Origin of the sequence: Roseateles sp. DB2, from assembly GCF_051857535.1 — a bacterium.
Lineage (GTDB): Bacteria > Pseudomonadota > Gammaproteobacteria > Burkholderiales > Burkholderiaceae_C > Roseateles_B.
The window spans coordinates 163,599-181,012 of the sequence record NZ_JBPZGY010000003.1 but is presented as its reverse complement, the minus strand read 5'-3'; the positions used below and the strand labels follow the sequence as shown (position 1 = coordinate 181,012).

Here is a 17,414-nt window from a genome sequence, read left to right as displayed (position 1 = left end):
GGCATGGCCCGCATTGCCGTCATCGGCGCCGGCTGGGCCGGTCTCAGCGCAGCCCTGGCGCTGCAGGACCGGGGCCATGCGCTGAGTCTCTTCGAAATGGCCCCGGCGCCTGGTGGGCGGGCCCGCAGCCTGCCGCAGCAGGGCCTGGAACCGCCGCTGGACAACGGCCAGCACATCCTCATCGGTGCCTATACCGAGACCCTGGCCCTGATGGCCTCGCTGGGCCTGCCGATAGACCAGCTGCTCCAGCGCAGCCCTCTGCAACTGACGGACGCCGACGGCCGCGGCCTGCGACTGACCAAGGGCCCGCCGCAGCTGGCCTTTGCCCGGGCCGTGCTGCAGGCCCGGCACTGGTCCTGGTCCGCCCAGCTGAGCGTGCTGGGCTTCAGCCTGGGCTGGGCGCTGAGCGGCTTCCGCTGCCGGGAGCATCTGACGGTGCGAGAGCTGTGCCATGGCATGCACCGCCAGCCCTACGACGAACTGGTGGCACCACTGTGCGTCGCGGCGCTCAACACGCCTGCTGAGCAGGCCAGCGCCCGGGTCTTCCTTCGGGTGCTCAAGGACGCACTGTTCGCCGGCCGCGGATCGGCCGACCTGCTGCTGCCCCGCCAGCCACTGTCCGCGCTGCTGCCGGCACCCGCGCTGGCGGCCCTTGAAGCACGGGGCGCCCGTGTGCAACTCGGGCGCCGGGCCCACCTCGGCCGCAGCCCGGCGGGCATGTGGACGGTCCAGACCGACGGCACGCCCGAAGCCTTCGACGCCATCGTCCTGGCCTGCCCGGCCCTGGAAGCCTCCCGCCAGCTGGCATCCCATGATGCCGCCTGGTCAGCCAAGGCAGCCACCTTGCGCTATGAGCCCATCGTGACGGTCTACCTGCGGGCCCAGGGCCGACTACCCTTTCCCATGGTCGCACTGAAGGAGTCGGCGACGGAGCCCGCCCAATACCTCTTCGACCATGGCCAGCTGGACCTGGGCCCCGGTCGTTTCGCGGCCGTCGTCAGCGGCGCCGGCGCCTGGCTTGATCGCGGGCCGGATGGCACTGCGGCCTGTGCGCAGGCCACCCTGGCCCAGGTGACCCGGCAGGCACCGCAACTGGGCCCGGTGCAGCTGGAGCGCGTGCTCGCGGAGAAGCGAGCCACCTTCGCCTGCACGCCAGGCCTGAAACGACCCGCCGCCCGCGTGGCAGCCGGCTTGTGGGCTGCAGGGGACTACGTCGATGGCCCCTACCCGGCTACCCTCGAAGGCGCGGTCCGGTCCGGTCGCCAGGCGGCGCTCGGCCTCCACGCCGAATTGAGCGTTGTCGCGCCCCGCGCCACACACTGAGACTGGTCTCCAATTTCGCCATGCAAAAAATTGCTGCTTTGCCGCACAATGATCGGCATGAAGAGCACTGAGGCACAGACCCCTGCCATCCAGGTCCTGGAACGCAGCTTCGCCATCCTGGATGTGTTGGCCAGCCACCAGGATCCCGTCTCCCTGAAGCAGATCAGCGAAACCACTGGACTGCACCCCTCCACGGCGCACCGCATCCTGAACGACCTGGCCATCGGACGCTACGTCGATCGCCCGGAGGCCGGCGCCTACCGCCTGGGCATGCGGCTGCTGGAGCTGGGCAATCTGGTCAAGGCCAGGCTGGATGTGCGAGATGCGGCGCTGGAACCCATGCGCGAGCTCCACAAGTTCACCCACCAGCCGGTCAATCTCTCGGTGCGCCAAGGGGATGAGATCGTCTATATCGAGCGCACCTATTCCGAGCGCTCGGGCATGCAGGTCGTCCGTGCCGTGGGCGGACGGGCCCCATTGCACCTCACCTCGGTGGGCAAGCTCTTCCTGGCCAGCGACGATCCCCAGCGCGTGCGAGCCTACGCCACACGCACTGGTCTGGCCGGCCATACCCGCAACAGCTTGACCGACATCGCCGCCCTGGAACGGGAGATGGCCATGGTGCGCCAGCGCGGTGTCGCTCGCGACGACGAGGAGCTGGAGCTGGGCGTGCGCTGCATGGCCGCCGGCATCTACGACGACCAGGGCAAGCTGGTCGCCGGCCTGTCCATCTCAGCACCGGCAGATCGCCTGGAGGAAGCCTGGCTGGGCCGACTCAAGGACACGGCAGCCCAGATTTCCGCAGCCCTGGGCTATCGGGGCTGATGCCCGCTTGGCCGGACCGGCCATCTCATCGCAAACAACAACGCCCGGCACCTTGCGGTCCGGGCGTCTGTCTTTGGACCTGCGCCCCCGATGCGTGCGCCGGCCTGTCAACGCGGGCCGACGCTCAGCCGGCCTTGCCCAGCGTCATCTGCGCCTGGGGTTGAGGGCTGCCGGTGCTGCTCAGCCCGGTATTGGTCAAACCGTTGTTGGTCAACCATTTGCGGATGCGCTCTGCATCACCGATTCGCGAGTATTTGCCAGTGGAGTCCAGCAGCACCATGATCAGCTTGCGACCCGCCAGGCTGGCCTGCATCACCAGGCAGCGGCCGGCCTCGTTGATAAAGCCGGTCTTCTGGATGCCGATGTCCCAGCTGCCCGAGCGCACCAGGCCGTTGGTGTTGTGGAAAGCCACCTGGCGACGCCCCAGGGCCACGGTCGCGTCACGGGTGGTGGAGTACTCACGCAGCAGCGGCACCTCGTGGGCCACCTTGACCAGGGCCGCGAGGTCCTTGGCGCTGGACTGGTTGCGACTGGACAGGCCGGTGGGCTCGACGTAATGGGTGTCCGTCATGCCCAGCGCCTGCGCCTTCTGGTTCATGGCCGCCACAAAGGCCGTCAGACCGCCCGGATAGTTGCGCCCGAGCGCATTGGCCGCTCGGTTCTCGGAGGACATCAGGGCCAGGTGCAGCATCTCAGAGCGGGTCAGCGTGGTGCCGGGAGCCAGGCGCGAGCCCGTGCCCTTCTCGGTGTCACGGTCGTCCTCGGTGATGGTGATCTTCTCGTCCAGGGCCTGCCCCCCTTCGACCACAACCAGAGCCGTCATCAGCTTGGTGATGGAGGCGATGGGCAGCACGGCCTGGGTGTTCTTGGACAGCAGGATCTCGTTGGTGTCCTGGTCCATGACCAGGGCCACACTGCTCTTGAGATCCAGGGGATCGTCGACCGCATGCAGGCCGTACATCTGACCAAAAGTCGGGCTGGCGGGCGTGGCGACCACGGCTGCCTTGCGCACCACCGAGGCAGGCTTGGCCTTGCGGGCGTTCTTGGCCACGGCCTTGGTCGGCGCCTTGCCTGAGGTCTTGCCGACTCCCTTGCTGCCGGCAGTGCTGGAGGCCGCGTGGGCTCCTTGCGAAGCCAGGGCCAGCATCAAGGCGATCACGCTGCCCGCGGCAGCACCCACTATGGTCTTTACAACTGCTTTCACGCCAGCCCCCAACAAGGTCTGCGCCAGTTTAGGTCAAGCGGAAAACACCGGCAAGATCAAAAACTTAGCTCAGGCTTTTAAAGTTCACGAACGGGGCAGCCGGCGGGCCCGGACCCGTCACCGGATCCGGATGCAGCCAGGAGTCAGCCCTGAGCCGCCACGCGCTCCGTCTTGCTCTGCAGCTTGTTCAGCGCGGCCAAATATGCCTTGGCCGACGCGACCACGATATCCGGATCGGCACCAACACCATTGACCACGCGGCCCGCGTGCTGCAACCGCACCGTCACCTCGCCCTGCGATTCTGTGCTGCCGCTGGTGATGGCATTGACCGAATAGAGGATCATTTCCGCGCCGCTTTGCACCTCGGACTCGATGGCCTGCAGGCAGGCGTCCACCGGACCGTTGCCGTCGCTCTCGGCCTTGAACTCCTTGTCACCCACGGCGAAGACCACGCGGGCATGCGGGCGCTCGCCCGTCTCGCTGCGCTGGGCCAGGGACAGCAGGCGGTAGTGCTCGTTGTCCTGGACGACGGACTCGTCCATCACCAGGGCGATGATGTCCTCGTCAAAGATCTCGTTCTTGCGGTCAGCCAAGTCCTTGAAGCGCTGGAAGGCGGCGTTGATCTCGGCCTCAGACTCCAGCTCGATGCCCAGCTCCTGCAGGCGTTGCTTGAAGGCATTGCGGCCCGAGAGCTTGCCCAGCACGATCTTGTTGGCGCTCCAGCCCACGTCCTCGGCGCGCATGATCTCGTAGGTGTCACGGGCCTTGAGCACGCCGTCCTGGTGGATGCCCGAGGCGTGGGCGAAGGCGTTGGCCCCAACCACCGCCTTGTTGGGCTGCACCACGAAGCCGGTGGTCTGCGATACCAGCTTGGATGCGGGCACGATCTGCGAGGCATCGATGCCCACGTCCAGGCCGAAATAGTCGCGGCGGGTCTTGACCGCCATCACCACCTCTTCCAGCGAGCAGTTGCCGGCGCGTTCGCCCAGGCCGTTGATGGTGCATTCGATCTGGCGCGCGCCGCCGATCTTCACCCCGGCCAGCGAATTGGCCACGGCCATACCCAGGTCGTTGTGACAGTGCACGGACCAGATGGCGAGGTCGGAGTTGGGCACCTTCTCGCGCAAGGTCTTGAGGAAGTTGCCGTAGAGCTCGGGGATGGCGTAGCCCACGGTGTCGGGGATGTTGATGGTGCGCGCGCCCTCGGCAATCACGGCCTCGCAGACGCGGGCCAGGAAGTCCATGTCCGAGCGGTAGCCGTCCTCGGGCGAGAACTCGATGTCATCCGTCAGATTGCGGCCGAAGCGCACCGCCAGGCGAGCCTGCTCCAGCACCTGCTCGCGAGTCATGCGCAGCTTCTTCTCCATGTGGAGCTCGCTGGTGGCGATGAAGGTGTGGATGCGGGAACGGGCCGCACCCTTCAGCGCCTCGGCAGCGCGGGCGATGTCGCGGTCATTGGCGCGGGCCAGGGAGCAGACGGTGCTCTCGCGGACAACGTCAGCAATGGCCTTGACCGCCTCGAAGTCGCCATTGCTGGCTGCGGCGAAGCCGGCCTCGATCACGTCCACACGCATGCGTTCCAGCTGGCGGGCGATGCGCAGCTTCTCGTCTTTCGTCATCGAGGCGCCGGGCGACTGCTCGCCATCGCGCAAGGTGGTGTCGAAGATGATGAGCTTGTCAGCCATGAGGGTCTCCGTGGAACGTGGATGAAGGGGATCAGGAAGATGCGGCCGGAAAAACAAAAAGCCCGCGAAGCAGGTGCTCGGCGGGCTCTTGGTGCGGAAGTGCGGTGGCGATCAGACGCGCGACTGCCTCGTGCCCAAGGGCCCGATGGCTAGTAGCAGAGCGGCAATGACGTTCGGCGTCTTCATGGTGATCGAATGTAGCACGCGGTCCGATGGCAGCACCGGGCCTGCCTACGTCAATGGTGAAGGCCCTTTTCATCGGGCTCGTCGGTCGAGATCGCGATCACGCTCACCGGCTTGCCCTTCATGCGCTTGTAGCCATAGACCACATAGCCCGAGAGGCCATAGACGCAGAACAGGCCGAAGAGCACGCGCGGCGGATCGATGTTGATCAAGGCGATGCCCAGGGCAATGGCGACCACGCTGACGAAGGGCACCGAGCGCTTGAAGCTGATGTCCTTGAAGCTGTAGAAAGGTGCGTTGGTGACCATGGTCAGGCCCGCGTAGAGCGTGAAGCCGAAGGCCAGCCAGGCCAGGCCCGGGGACGAGGCCGGCGCGTGGTAGCCCGCATCCTCCATGGCCCAGATCAGGCCCATCACCAGTGCGGCGGCTGCGGGGCTGGGCACGCCCTGGAAGAATCGCTTGTCGACCACGGCAATGTTGGTATTGAAGCGGGCCAGGCGCAGGGCGGCGCCGGCGCAGTAGACGAAGGCCGCGAACCAGCCCCATTTGCCCAGGCCCTGCAGGGCCCACTCGTACATGATCAGCGCGGGCGCGGCACCGAAGGACACCATGTCGGAGAGGCTGTCCATCTGCTCGCCGAAGGTGCTCTGGGTGTTGGTCATGCGGGCCACGCGGCCGTCCAGGCTGTCCAGCACCATGGCGCAGAAGACGCCGTAGACCGACTGCTCGAAGCGGCCGTGCATGGCCATCACGATGGCGTAGAAGCCGCCAAAGAGCGCGGCCAAGGTGAACAGATTGGGGAGGATGTAGATGCCCTTGCGGCGCGGGCGCACCGGGGTCAGGACTTCGGCGTCCTCATCGTCGTCGTGAGGCACCGTGGACTGCTTGGAATCGGTCATGGGCAAGGAGGATAGCGCAAGCGTCGCCATAAAAAAGCCGCGTCTGCCCGGAGGCGACGCGGCTCTCTAAAGGGATTCGCGAATCCCGTGACTCAGTGCTTGATCAGTTCTTCGACTGGTCGACCAGGCGGTTCTTCTTGATCCAGGGCATCATGGCGCGCAGCTTCTCGCCGACCTGCTCGATCGGGTGCTCGGCCGTCAGGCGGCGGCGGGACAGCAGGGTCGGTGCACCGGCCTTGTTCTCCAGGATGAAGCTCTTGGCGTACTCACCAGTCTGGATGTCCTTCAGGCACTGGCGCATGGCGTCCTTGGTGGCCTCGGTCACCACGCGCGGGCCGGTGACGTACTCACCGTACTCGGCATTGTTGGAGATCGAGTAGTTCATGTTGGCGATGCCGCCTTCATAGATCAGGTCCACGATCAGCTTCAGCTCATGCAGGCACTCGAAGTAGGCCATTTCGGGCGCGTAGCCGGCTTCGGTCAGCGTCTCGAAACCGGCCTTGATCAGCTCGACGGCGCCGCCGCACAGCACTGCCTGCTCGCCGAAGAGGTCGGTCTCGGTCTCTTCACGGAAGTTGGTCTCGATGATGCCGGCCTTGCCACCGCCATTGGCAGAGGCATAGGACAGGGCCAGGTCGCGCGCCTTGCCGGTCTTGTCGGCATAGACGGCGATCAGGTGCGGCACGCCGCCACCCTGGGTGTAGGTGCCGCGCACGGTATGGCCTGGCGCCTTGGGGGCGACCATCCAGACGTCCAGATCGGCACGGGGCGTGACCTGGCCGTAGTGCACGTTGAAGCCATGGGCGAAGGCCAGCGAGGCGCCCTGCTTGATGTTCGGCTCGACTTCGCGCTTGTAGACATCGGCGATCTGCTCGTCAGGCAGCAGGATCATGACCACGTCGGCGGCCTTCACGGCCTCGGCGATCTCGGCGACCTTCAGGCCGGCGTTCTCGGCCTTGGACCAGGACGCGCCACCGCGGCGCAGGCCAACCGTGACCTTCACGCCGCTGTCGTTCAGGTTCAGGGCGTGGGCGTGGCCTTGTGAGCCGTAGCCAATGATGGTGACGTTCTTGCCCTTGATGAGGCTGAGGTCGGCGTCCTTGTCGTAGTAAACGTTCATGTCGGTCTCCAGGAAAAACTTTGCAATCAATGTTCGGGCCCCTTGAGCAGGCGAACCTCGTGCCGGGGCCACACCGAGCCAGGTCCGCTGCCCTGCCGGCTCATGGTCGGCAGGGCGACGGCAGCACCCCGCGGGGCTGCCGCCAGGGGAAAGGTCAAACTCTCAAGATGCGCTCACCGCGGCCGATGCCGCTGGCGCCGGTGCGCACGGTCTCGAGGATGGCGGTGCGATCGATGGCATCGATGAAGGCGTCGAGCTTGCTGGCGTCGCCGGTCAGCTCGACGGTATAGGTCTTCTCGGTCACGTCGATGATGCGGCCGCGGAAGATGTCCGCCGTGCGCTTCATTTCCTCGCGCTCCTTGCCGACGGCTCGCACCTTGATGAGCATCAGCTCACGTTCGGTGTAGTTGCCCTCGGTGAGGTCCACGACCTTGACGACCTCGATCAGCCGATTCAGGTGCTTGGTGATCTGTTCGATGACGTCATCGGAGCCGGTGGTCACGATGGTCATGCGGGACAGCGACGGGTCTTCCGTCGGCGCCACGGTGAGGCTCTCGATGTTGTAGCCCCGGGCGGAGAACAGGGCCACGACGCGCGACAGCGCACCCGGCTCGTTCTCGATGAGCAAAGCAATGATGTGTCTCATGGGTCTCGTCCTTCGCGCTCTTCAGGCCGGCGGCGGTAACCGACGGCCCTTGGCCACGCTCTTCGACTGATGAAAAAGAATGCTGGGGGGCGCCGATGCGATTCCTCGCGGACCCTGCGCCGGTCCGGGGCCGGTAAGCCGGCGGACCGTGCAGGGCTCACGAAGGGATCACAGGTCCTCGGACCCCAGCAGCATTTCCGAAATACCCTTGCCCGCCTTGACCATGGGCCAGACGTTCTCGGTCGGATCGGTGCGCACGTCCAGGAAGACGGTGCGGTCCTTCAGGCGCATGGCCTCGCGCAGCGCGGGTTCCACGTCAGACGGATGCTCGACGAGGAGGCCCACATGCCCGTAGGCCTCCGCCAGCTTGACGAAGTTGGGCAGCGCATCCATGTAGCTGTGGGAGTAGCGGCCCTCGTAGTCGAGCTCCTGCCACTGCCGCACCATGCCCAGGTAGCGGTTGTTGAGGGAGACGATCTTGACCGGCGTCTTGTACTGCTGGCAGGTCGAGAGCTCCTGGATGCACATCTGGATGGAGCCTTCGCCGGTGATGCAGAACACATCCGACTCAGGCTTGGCCAACTTGATGCCCATGGCGTAGGGCAGCCCCACGCCCATGGTGCCCAGGCCGCCGGAGTTGATCCAGCGGCGGGGTTCGTCGAACTTGTAGAACTGCGCGGCCCACATCTGGTGCTGGCCCACATCGGAGGTGATGTAGGTGTCACGGTCGCGGGTCAGGTTCCAAAGGGTCTCGACGACCATCTGCGGCTTGATGACCTCGCTGTCGCGCTTGTAGGCCAGGCAGTCCTTGCGGCGCCATTCGTTGATCTGGCTCCACCAGGCGTTGATGGCGTTGCTGTCCGGGCGGGCCTGCGCTTCCTTGATCTGGTGGATCAGTTCCTGCAGCACGTCCTTGACGTCGCCAACGATGGGAATGTCCACCCGCACGCGCTTGGAGATCGACGAGGGGTCGATGTCCACGTGGATGATCTTGCGCTCGACCTGCGCGAAGTGCTTGGGGTTGCCGATCACGCGGTCATCAAAGCGGGCGCCCACGGCCAGCAGCACATCGCAGTGCTGCATGGTCATATTGGCCTCGTAAGTGCCGTGCATGCCCAGCATGCCCAGGAAGCGCGGGTCGGTGCCGGGCATGGAGCCCAGGCCCATCAGGGTGTTGGTGCAGGGGTAGCCCAGCAGGTTGACCAGCTCGCGCAGCTCGGCCGTGGCCTCGCCCAGGATGACGCCGCCGCCGGTATAGATGTAGGGGCGCTTGGCCGCCATCAGCAACTGCACGGCCTTGCGAATCTGCCCCGAGTGCCCCTTCTTGACGGGGTTGTAGGAGCGCATCTCGACCGTGGCCGGGTAGCTGAAGTGGGTCTTGTTGAGGGAGACGTCCTTGGGGATGTCCACCACCACCGGGCCCGGGCGGCCGGTACGGGCGATGTGGAAGGCCTTCTTGAGCGTGCTCGCCAGGTCGCGCACGTCCTTCACGAGGAAGTTGTGTTTGACGATGGGGCGGGTGATGCCCACGGTGTCACATTCCTGGAAGGCATCCAGGCCGATGGCGGGCGTGGGGACCTGGCCGGTCACGATCACCATGGGAATGGAGTCCATGTAGGCGGTCGCGATGCCAGTGATGGCATTGGTGACGCCGGGACCCGAGGTCACCAGGGCCACACCGACTTCGCCGGTGGCGCGGGCATAGCCGTCAGCGGCATGCACGGCGGCCTGCTCGTGGCGCACCAAGACGTGTTGGATGGAGTCCTGCTTGTAGAGCGCGTCGTAGATGTAGAGGACAGCGCCGCCCGGATAGCCCCAGAGGTACTTGACACCCTCTGCTTGCAGGCTACGGACCAGGATCTCGGAGCCATTGAGCTCCTGACCTGAAAAGGACTGGGTATGGGAAGAAGAATGCGGTTGTGCACGACCATCGGTCGCTGCACGTTTGACGTCCGCGGCAGACATATCCATGTCGAACCTCTGTGAATTTCTCTGACGAAAAACCATCGGTGCTCCTCTTCACACCCTTGTGAGGCGGATTCGGAACGTGCGCGGTCAAAAAACTCGGCGCCCCGGTCGGGCACCAGCTTGAGACCTTGGGAACTCATTGTGCGAAGCAACATTATGCATGGAATTGGCGCCCTGACTGGGGGCTGGACTCCAATTCCAGCCGCAGTGCCATAATCCGCGACGTTTTTCCCGCCGGCGCCCCGGCCCGGGCGCACTGGATCCATCTTGGCGACAGACAAAGAACTCAACGATTTCCTGAAGAGCGTCGACCGGCGGGCTTTCAAGCGCACCGTCTACATGGTCCGCGACGACGATGCCGCCCTGGACATCGTCCAGGATTCCATGATCCGACTGGCCGAGAAGTACTTCGACCGCCCGGCGGCGGAGCTGCCCCTGCTCTTCCAGCGCATCCTGTCCAATGCGACCATGGACTGGTTCCGGCGCCAGAAGGTCCGCAACGCCGTCATGTTCAATATGTCGGACGTCGAGGGCGCGGATCCGGACGATGACTTCGACCTGCTGGAAACCCTCACCAGCAGCAACGGCGGCCTGGGTACGCTCAGCGCGGCGGACGAGGTTTCGCGCGGCCAGATCCTCCAGGCCATCGACGCCGAGGTCAGTCAGCTGCCGGCGCGTCAACGGGAAGCGTTTCTGCTGCGTTACTGGGAAGAGTTGGACGTCGCCGAGACGGCCAGCGTCATGGGTTGCTCGGAGGGAAGCGTCAAGACGCACTGCTCCCGGGCCGTTCACGCACTGGCGAAGGCGCTCAAAGGCAAGGGGATCACACTATGAACAAGCTCACGACCACGGCCGGCATGGATCCGGCAGTCGATGCCCGCGTGTCGGCCTATGGCAAGCGCCTGGCCGCCGGCCTGAGCCAGGCCGCGGACGACCTGCCTGCCGACATCACCGAACGCCTGCGCTTCGCGCGCGAGCAGGCCCTGCGCAAGGCCAAGGAAGCCCGCGTGGCGGCGCCCGTCACCGCCGAGCAGACCCTGCGCATGGGCAGCACCCTCGCCCTGCAGGGCGGTGATCGCCCGGCGCGCTGGTTCAAGCTGGCCTCGCTGACACCTCTGCTCCTGCTGCTGGCCGGCCTGCTGCTGATCCAGCACAGCCAGTGGTACCAGCAGATCCTCGCCGCCGCCGAGGTGGACACCGCCATGCTGGCCAAGCCCCTGCCGCCCGCCGCCTACAGCGACCCGGGCTTCAAGGAATACCTGGATGAGAATCCGGACGAGCAACAAGAACGACACGAAGAGTGACCGCCCGCCCATGACGCCTGCGCTGAACGTCCGCCGCCTGCTCGCCCTGCTGCTGATCCCGGCACTGCTGAGTGCTGCCCACGCCCAGCCCAGCGAAGCGCCCGCCCTGGCCGCCAGCGCCGCCGTGCCCGCCTCGGCAGCCCTGCCTCCCGCCCCCAAGCCCTTGCCCACCGCCAGCTTGGTGGGCGACCAACGCTGGGCCAGCCTCAGCCCGGCCCAGCAGGCCGTGCTGGCCCCGTTGGCGGATGAATGGGACGGCCTGGATGCCGCCCGCAAGAGCAAGTGGCTCGAGATCGCCGCCCGCTTCCACACCCTCACGCCCGAGCAGCAGGCCCGCCTGCGCGAACGCATGATCGCCTGGACGCGCATGAGCCCCGCAGAGCGCCAGCAGGCGCGCGTAGGCTTCCAGTCCAATCCTCAGCTGCGCGATGAAAAGCTGCAGTCGGAAAAGCTGCAATCCAAGTGGGAGGCCTACCAGGCCCTCACGCCCGAGGAGCGCCAGGCCCTGGCCCAGAAGGGCGCCGAGAAGGCCGCCCGGAAGCGTGCGGACCCCAAGGCTGCAGCCCAGGCCCAGAAGCCGCTGAGCGGCGCCAAGTCTGCCTTCGTACCCCCGAGGCAAGCCGCCGCCCCGGTGGCCGTCGCACCCTCGGTGCTGCAGGCGCGTCCGGGCGTCAGCACGGTGCTGATCACCCAAGGCGTGCCGCATGCGGGACGCCAACTGCCTGGCCGGCGCAAGATCGTCGTGGACCCGGCCCTGGTCGATCCCAAGACCCTGCTGCCCCGCGCCCCTCAGCCATCCGCCGCAGCCTCGGCCCCCGCTCGCTGAACCATGGACACGCAGTTCCCTGAACAGGCGCCGAGCCTGTGGCGCCGCATGGCGTCCTTCCTGTATGAAGGCGTGCTGCTCTTCGGCGTCACCTTCATCTCGGGCTATCTCTATGCGGCCCTCACCCAGCAGCGCAGCGCCCTGATCGGCAAGACCGGCCTGCAGGCCTTCGAGTTCGTGGTGCTGGGCATCTACTTCATCTGGTTCTGGACGCATGGCGGCCAGACCGTCGCTATGAAGGCCTGGCACCTGCGCGTGGTCGACGAACACGGCGCGCCCCTGCGACAGGGGCGCGCCCTCGCCCGCTACCTGCTGTCCTGGCTGTGGTTCCTGCCGGCGCTGGCCTCGGTCTACTTCGCCGAGCTGCATGGCGGCGGCGCCATCTTCGGCGCCCTGCTCGCGGGCGTGCTGGGCTACGTCCTGCTGGCCCGCATGCACCCCTCACGCCAGTTCCTGCACGACCTGCTGTGCCGGACCCGCGTGATCACGCAACTGCCGCCTGCACGCAAGAAGCCATGAGCAACCCTCACAAGGGCCGGACCGGCCTGGATCGCATCCTGCATGCGGCCGGCTACTCCTGGGCTGGCTTGCGCGCGGCCTACAGCGGCGAAAGCGCCTTCCGCCAGGAGGTGTGGCTGTGCCTGCTGGCCGTACCCCTGGCCTTCTGGCTGGGCCAGGGCTGGGTGGAGACGGCCCTGCTGCTGGGCTCGCTGCTGCTGGTGCTGATCGTGGAGCTGCTGAATTCCGGCATCGAGGCGGCCATCGACCGCGTGGGCTTTGAGCTTCACGAGCTGTCCAAGCGCGCCAAGGACCTGGCCAGCGCGGCCGTGCTGCTGTCCCTGCTGCTGTGTGCTGGCGTCTGGGGCGCCGCGGCCTGGCATCGCTTTTCCTGAATTCCTCGGCCCCAAAGCAAAGGGCGCCTCGCGAGGCGCCCTTCTTCATGGCAGAACTGCCGATCAGACCGCTGCTTCGTCTTCCTCACCGGTGCGAATGCGGATGACCTGTTCGACCGGAGTCACGAAGATCTTGCCGTCACCGATCTTGCCGGTCTTGGCGGCCTTGAGGATGGCCTCGATGCAGCGCTCGACGTCGTCATCCTTCACCACCACTTCCACCTTCACCTTGGGCAGGAAGTCCACCACGTACTCGGCACCGCGGTAGAGCTCGGTGTGGCCCTTCTGGCGGCCGAAGCCCTTCACCTCGGTGACGGTCAGACCGGACGCCCCCACCTCGGCCAGGGCCTCGCGGACCTCGTCCAGCTTGAAGGGTTTGATGATGGCGGTGATCTGTTTCATCGGGGACTCCAAAGCGGATTGATAAAGACTGTTGCCCCGATTTAAGCATGGAACTCAGGCCGGAATGCGCTGCAGATCGGCCAGCCAGACGCCCGCTTCGCCATCGCTGGGAGCCCGCCAGTCGCCCCGCGGCGACAGCGATCCGCCACTGCCCACCTTGGGCGCGTTGGGCACGCAGCTGCGCTTGAACTGGCTGCCCTGGAAGAAGCGTTTGACGAAGATGCCCAGCACCCTTTTGATTTCGGCAAGCTCGTATTCGTTGCGCTGCACATGCTCGCCATCCGGCCAGTCCCCCTGCTCGCGATCGCCCCAGGCCTGCAGAGCGAGGAAGGCGATCTTGGCCGGCGCGAAGCCATGGCGCAGGGTGTAGAAAAGATTGAAGTCCTGCAGCTCGTAGGGGCCGATGTGACTCTCTGTGCTCTGCAGCGCCTGCCCCGGAACCAGCTCGGGGCTGATCTCGGTAGCGAGGATGTCCAGCAGGACCTCCCGGCCGCTGTCATGGCCCAGTTGGTCCGTTTCGGCCACCCAGCGCACCAGGTACTGGATGAGCGTCTTGGGCACGCTGGCGTTCACGTTGTAGTGCGACATGTGGTCGCCCACGCCATAGGTGCACCAGCCCAGAGCCAGCTCGCTGAGATCGCCCGTGCCCAGCACCAGGGCACCGAGGTGGTTGGCCAGACGGAAGAGATGGCTGGTGCGCTCACCGGCCTGCACGTTCTCGAAGGTGACGTCGTAGACCGCCTGGCCCTCGGCATAAGGATGGCCCAGGTCCTGCAGCATCTGCGTGCAGCTGGGGCGGATGTCGATCTCGCGTGCCTCGCAGCCTATGGCCTGCATCAGCCGCCAGGCCTGGTCGCGGGTGCGGGTGCTGGTGGCGAAGCCCGGCATGGTCACGCCGATGATGTGCTGGCGCGGCAGGCCCAACTGGTCCATGGCGCGGGCGGCCACGAGCAGGGCATGGGTCGAGTCCAGGCCGCCCGAAACGCCCAGCACCAGCTTTCGGATGCCGCTGGACTCCAGGCGCTGCACCAGGGCCTGCACCTGGATGTTGAAGACCTCGTGGCAGCGCTCGTCGCGCCGGCTGCGGTCGGCCGGCACATAGGGGAAGCGGTCCACGCGCCGGCGCAGGCCCAGGGCACGATCACGCGGAGGCGACAGCTCCAGGCCGACGCGGCGGAAGTCCCGCAGCTGCGCGGCATGGCGGCGCACCGAGGTGCCGAAGCTGGTCTGGCGCATGCGTTCACGCGCGAGGCGCTCCAGGTCCACGTCCGCGAAGATCAGCTGCGAGCCGCGGTGGTAGCGCTGCGACTCGGCCAGCAGCTCGCCGTTCTCACTGATCAGCGCCTGGCCATCCCAGGCGAGGTCGGTGCTGGACTCGCCCGCGCCGGCCGAGGTGTAGACGTAGGCTGCCAGGCAGCGCGCCGCCTGCTGCGACACCAACTGGCGCCGGTACGCCGCCTTGCCCACCGTGACATTGGAGGCTGACAGGTTCACCAGCACCGTCGCGCCGGCCAGGGCCGCGTAGCTGGAGGGCGGGATGGGGGTCCAGACGTCCTCGCAGATCTCGGCATGCAGCACCAGGCCCGGCACGTCCTGCGCCTCGACCAGCACATCGCTGCCCACCGGCACGCGCTGGCCCAGCAGCTCGATCTCGCGGCTCAGTAGTTCGTCGGCCGCGTTGAACTGGCGGGCCTCGTAGAACTCGGCATAGTTGGGCAGATAGGTCTTGGGCCACACGGCCAGCAGCCGGCCGCGATGCAGGGCCACGGCGCAGTTGAAGAGCCGGTGCTCCAGGCGCAGCGGCAGGCCCACGATGGCAATGGGCGCCAGCGCCAGGGAGTGCTGCAGCAGCTCGGCGAGGGCCTCCTCGCAGGCGTCCAGCAGGGCTCGCTGGTGGAAGAGATCGTCGCAGCTGTAGGCCGAGAGGCCCAGCTCGGGGAAGGCCACCACGGCCGCGCCGGCCTCGTGCGCCTGCTGCATCAGGGCCGCCGTCTGCAGCGCATTGAAGGCAGGATCGGCAATGCGGCACTGAGGCACGCCCACCGCAATGCGCGCCAGTTGGTGGTTGTAGAGGTTGTGAAATTCCATGGCCAGCATCCTGCCATCATTTTTTGCCCGGGGTCCAAATCCCTGCGCGACAGGGGCTTGCGGTCAGCGCCCTAAGATCCCGGCCGATGAGCCCTCGCCCACCCTTGGAGGTCCGGATCGACGACGATCCCGGCCAACTGCCCGCCACCGCCTGGAACGCCCTGCTGGACGCCAGCGCGCAGCCCACGCCCTTCATGCGCCTCGAGTACCTCCAGGCGCTGCACGCTTCGGGTTCGGCGGTGTCCGGGAGCGGCTGGACGCCGCAGTTCTTCAGCGTCTGGGAGGGGCCCGCGCTGGTGGCCGCCTGCCCGGCCTACCTCAAGGCCCATTCCTACGGCGAGTACGTCTTCGACTGGGCCTGGGCGGACGCCTATGCCCGCCACGGCCTGGCCTACTACCCCAAGCTGCTGGTGGCCGTGCCCTTCACGCCCGTGCCCGGCAGCCGGCTGCTGGCGCGCGACGCAGCGGCGCGCCAGGCCCTGGTCCAGGCGCTGCGGGCCCATGCGCAGACGCTGCAGCTGTCCTCGGCCCATGTGCTGTTCCCCACGACCGAGGAGCAGGCGGCACTGATGGACGCAGGCTGGCTCGGTCGCAGCGGCGTGCAGTTCCACTGGGAGGTGGGGCCGACGCCGCCATCCAGCTTCGACGCCTTCCTGGCGAGCCTTCAGCGCGACAAGCGCAAGAAGATCCAGCAGGAGCAGCGCCGCGTGCGCGAGGCCGGCATCCGCTACCGGGTGCTGCAGGGCGAGGAGATTCTTGAGCAGGACTGGGACTTCTTCCACCGCTGCTACCGCCAGACCTACGCCGAGCACCGCAGCACGCCCTACCTCAGCCGGGACTTCTTCCGGCGCATGGCGGCGGGCATGGCGCGGCATTGGCTGCTCTTCGTCGCCGAGCGCGAGGGCGAGCCGGTCGCCTGCTCCCTCATCGCCCTGGACCCGGACCAGGGCGTGGCCTACGGCCGTTACTGGGGCAGCCTGGTCGACATCTCCTGCCTGCATTTCGACGCCTGCTACTACCAGCCCCTGGCCTGGTGCATGGCCCAGGGCTACCGTCGATTCGAGGGCGGCGCCCAGGGCGAGCACAAGCTGGCGCGCGGTCTGCTGCCCGTGAACACGCAGTCGGCGCACTGGCTGGCCCACCCCGACTTTCGCGACGCCGTGGCGGACTATCTGGCCCGCGAGGGCCCCGCCATCGCCGGCTATGCCGAGGACCTGCGGGCGCACCAGCCCTTCAAGCGCGCCCCGGCCGCCGAGTCCGGATCGCCATGAAAAACGCCGCCGGGGCCAGGGCCGCGGCGGCGTGGTCTGGGTAAGGCGCTGACCGGGGGTCAGGGCTTGCCCGGCTTACTTCTGCAGGGACTTGGCGTAGTTCTCGATGCCGGTCAGGATCTCGGCCTTGGCGGACTCAGGGCCTTCCCAGCCCTGCACCTTGACCCACTTGCCCGCTTCCAGGTCCTTGTAGTGCTCGAAGAAGTGCTGGATGGCCTTCAGGCGCATCGGGTTGATGTCCTCGGGCTTGTTCCAGTGGTCGTAGATGGGCAGGATCTTGCTGGTGGGCACGGCCAGCAGCTTGGCGTCACCGCCGGCTTCGTCGTCCATCTTCAGGACGCCGATGGGGCGGCAGGTCACGACCACGCCCGGGGTCAGGGCGAAGGGCGTGATCACCAGCACGTCCACGGGGTCGCCGTCATCCGACAGGGTCTGGGGGACGTAGCCGTAGTTGCACGGGTAGTGCATGGCCGTGGTCATGAAGCGGTCCACGAACAGGGCGCCGGTCTCCTTGTCGACCTCGTACTTGATCGGGTCGGCGTTCATCGGGATCTCGATGATCACGTTGAATTGCTCAGGCGCCTTGGGGCCGGGGGTCACGTTGTGCAGGCTCATGGTCTTATCTGTAGTCAACGAAAGGGGGTCCGCGCTTGCGTCACGGGGAAACCCGGATTCTACTGGCGCCCCTGATCTCAGCCTGACACAGGCATGCGACCTGCCCTGCGGCGGCCGTCAAGGTATTTCCGGCAACCACTGGTAAACGATCAATCTTTCGGC

The 17,414-nt window shown here is 66.7% G+C and carries 17 protein-coding genes; 8 read left to right on the top strand and 9 right to left on the bottom strand.

Going from position 1 to position 17,414, the window contains the following annotated elements:
- The first annotated feature begins 3 nt into the window (after positions 1-3).
- Positions 4-1,323, top strand: a complete 1,320-nt coding sequence (hpnE, locus tag ACS5PK_RS05850; protein WP_439439316.1) for a hydroxysqualene dehydroxylase HpnE — start codon at positions 4-6, stop codon at positions 1,321-1,323.
- 57 nt (positions 1,324-1,380) lie between these two features.
- On the top strand, positions 1,381-2,148 hold the full coding sequence (locus ACS5PK_RS05845; RefSeq protein WP_439439315.1) for an IclR family transcriptional regulator: 768 nt from the start codon (positions 1,381-1,383) through the stop codon (positions 2,146-2,148).
- A 124-nt stretch (positions 2,149-2,272) separates the two neighbouring features.
- On the opposite strand, the gene pbpG is transcribed toward ACS5PK_RS05845, so the two are convergent.
- From pbpG to ACS5PK_RS05815, 6 genes are all read right to left on the bottom strand, one after another.
- Entirely contained in the window at positions 2,273-3,295 is a 1,023-nt protein-coding gene (gene pbpG / locus ACS5PK_RS05840) for a D-alanyl-D-alanine endopeptidase (RefSeq protein ID WP_439439591.1), read from the bottom strand.
- A 200-nt stretch (positions 3,296-3,495) separates the two neighbouring features.
- Positions 3,496-5,037: a 2-isopropylmalate synthase gene (locus tag ACS5PK_RS05835; protein WP_439439314.1), complete on the bottom strand. Its 1,542-nt coding sequence runs from the start codon at positions 5,035-5,037 to the stop codon at positions 3,496-3,498.
- 236 nt (positions 5,038-5,273) lie between these two features.
- Entirely contained in the window at positions 5,274-6,119 is an 846-nt protein-coding gene (gene pssA, locus ACS5PK_RS05830; RefSeq protein WP_439439313.1) for a CDP-diacylglycerol--serine O-phosphatidyltransferase, read from the bottom strand.
- A 103-nt stretch (positions 6,120-6,222) separates the two neighbouring features.
- Positions 6,223-7,239 (bottom strand): ketol-acid reductoisomerase, encoded by a 1,017-nt coding sequence (gene ilvC, locus ACS5PK_RS05825; RefSeq protein ID WP_269629662.1) that lies wholly within the window; start codon positions 7,237-7,239, stop codon positions 6,223-6,225.
- Between the two features lie 154 nt (positions 7,240-7,393).
- Entirely contained in the window at positions 7,394-7,885 is a 492-nt protein-coding gene (gene ilvN, locus ACS5PK_RS05820; RefSeq protein WP_183104787.1) for an acetolactate synthase small subunit, read from the bottom strand.
- 168 nt (positions 7,886-8,053) lie between these two features.
- On the bottom strand, positions 8,054-9,856 hold the full coding sequence (locus tag ACS5PK_RS05815) for an acetolactate synthase 3 catalytic subunit (RefSeq protein WP_439439312.1): 1,803 nt from the start codon (positions 9,854-9,856) through the stop codon (positions 8,054-8,056).
- Between the two features lie 264 nt (positions 9,857-10,120).
- Between ACS5PK_RS05815 and ACS5PK_RS05810 the strand changes: the two genes are divergently transcribed.
- Genes ACS5PK_RS05810 through ACS5PK_RS05790 form a run of 5 tightly spaced genes read left to right on the top strand, consistent with a single transcriptional unit; the run spans position 10,121 to position 12,876 of the window.
- Entirely contained in the window at positions 10,121-10,687 is a 567-nt protein-coding gene (locus ACS5PK_RS05810) for an RNA polymerase sigma factor (protein ID WP_439439311.1), read from the top strand.
- Entirely contained in the window at positions 10,684-11,157 is a 474-nt protein-coding gene (locus ACS5PK_RS05805; RefSeq protein WP_439439310.1) for a DUF3619 family protein, read from the top strand. Before ACS5PK_RS05810 ends, ACS5PK_RS05805 begins: the two co-directional genes overlap by 4 nt.
- Positions 11,117-11,983, top strand: a complete 867-nt coding sequence (locus ACS5PK_RS05800; protein WP_439439309.1) for a DUF3106 domain-containing protein — start codon at positions 11,117-11,119, stop codon at positions 11,981-11,983. Before ACS5PK_RS05805 ends, ACS5PK_RS05800 begins: the two co-directional genes overlap by 41 nt.
- Before the next feature lie 3 nt (positions 11,984-11,986).
- Complete coding sequence (locus ACS5PK_RS05795; RefSeq protein ID WP_439439308.1) at positions 11,987-12,502, top strand: RDD family protein; 516 nt, start codon at positions 11,987-11,989, stop codon at positions 12,500-12,502.
- A complete protein-coding gene (locus ACS5PK_RS05790; protein WP_439439307.1) occupies positions 12,499-12,876 on the top strand; it encodes a diacylglycerol kinase in 378 nt (125 codons plus the stop codon). The genes ACS5PK_RS05795 and ACS5PK_RS05790 overlap by 4 nt, the downstream gene beginning before the upstream one ends.
- Before the next feature lie 63 nt (positions 12,877-12,939).
- Here the strand turns inward: ACS5PK_RS05790 and ACS5PK_RS05785 are convergent, their stop codons facing one another.
- Positions 12,940-13,278, bottom strand: coding sequence for a P-II family nitrogen regulator (locus ACS5PK_RS05785; RefSeq protein ID WP_183104780.1), 339 nt, complete (start codon positions 13,276-13,278; stop codon positions 12,940-12,942).
- Between the two features lie 54 nt (positions 13,279-13,332).
- Positions 13,333-15,375: an NAD(+) synthase gene (locus ACS5PK_RS05780; RefSeq protein ID WP_439439306.1), complete on the bottom strand. Its 2,043-nt coding sequence runs from the start codon at positions 15,373-15,375 to the stop codon at positions 13,333-13,335.
- A 77-nt stretch (positions 15,376-15,452) separates the two neighbouring features.
- Here ACS5PK_RS05780 and ACS5PK_RS05775 point away from each other — a divergent pair, with 77 nt between their 5' ends.
- Positions 15,453-16,637, top strand: a complete 1,185-nt coding sequence (locus tag ACS5PK_RS05775; RefSeq protein WP_439439305.1) for a GNAT family N-acetyltransferase — start codon at positions 15,453-15,455, stop codon at positions 16,635-16,637.
- A gap of 75 nt (positions 16,638-16,712) precedes the next feature.
- Here ACS5PK_RS05775 and ppa read toward each other — a convergent pair whose 3' ends face one another.
- On the bottom strand, positions 16,713-17,252 hold the full coding sequence (ppa, locus tag ACS5PK_RS05770; RefSeq protein ID WP_439439304.1) for an inorganic diphosphatase: 540 nt from the start codon (positions 17,250-17,252) through the stop codon (positions 16,713-16,715).
- Between the last annotated feature and the right edge of the window lie 162 nt (positions 17,253-17,414).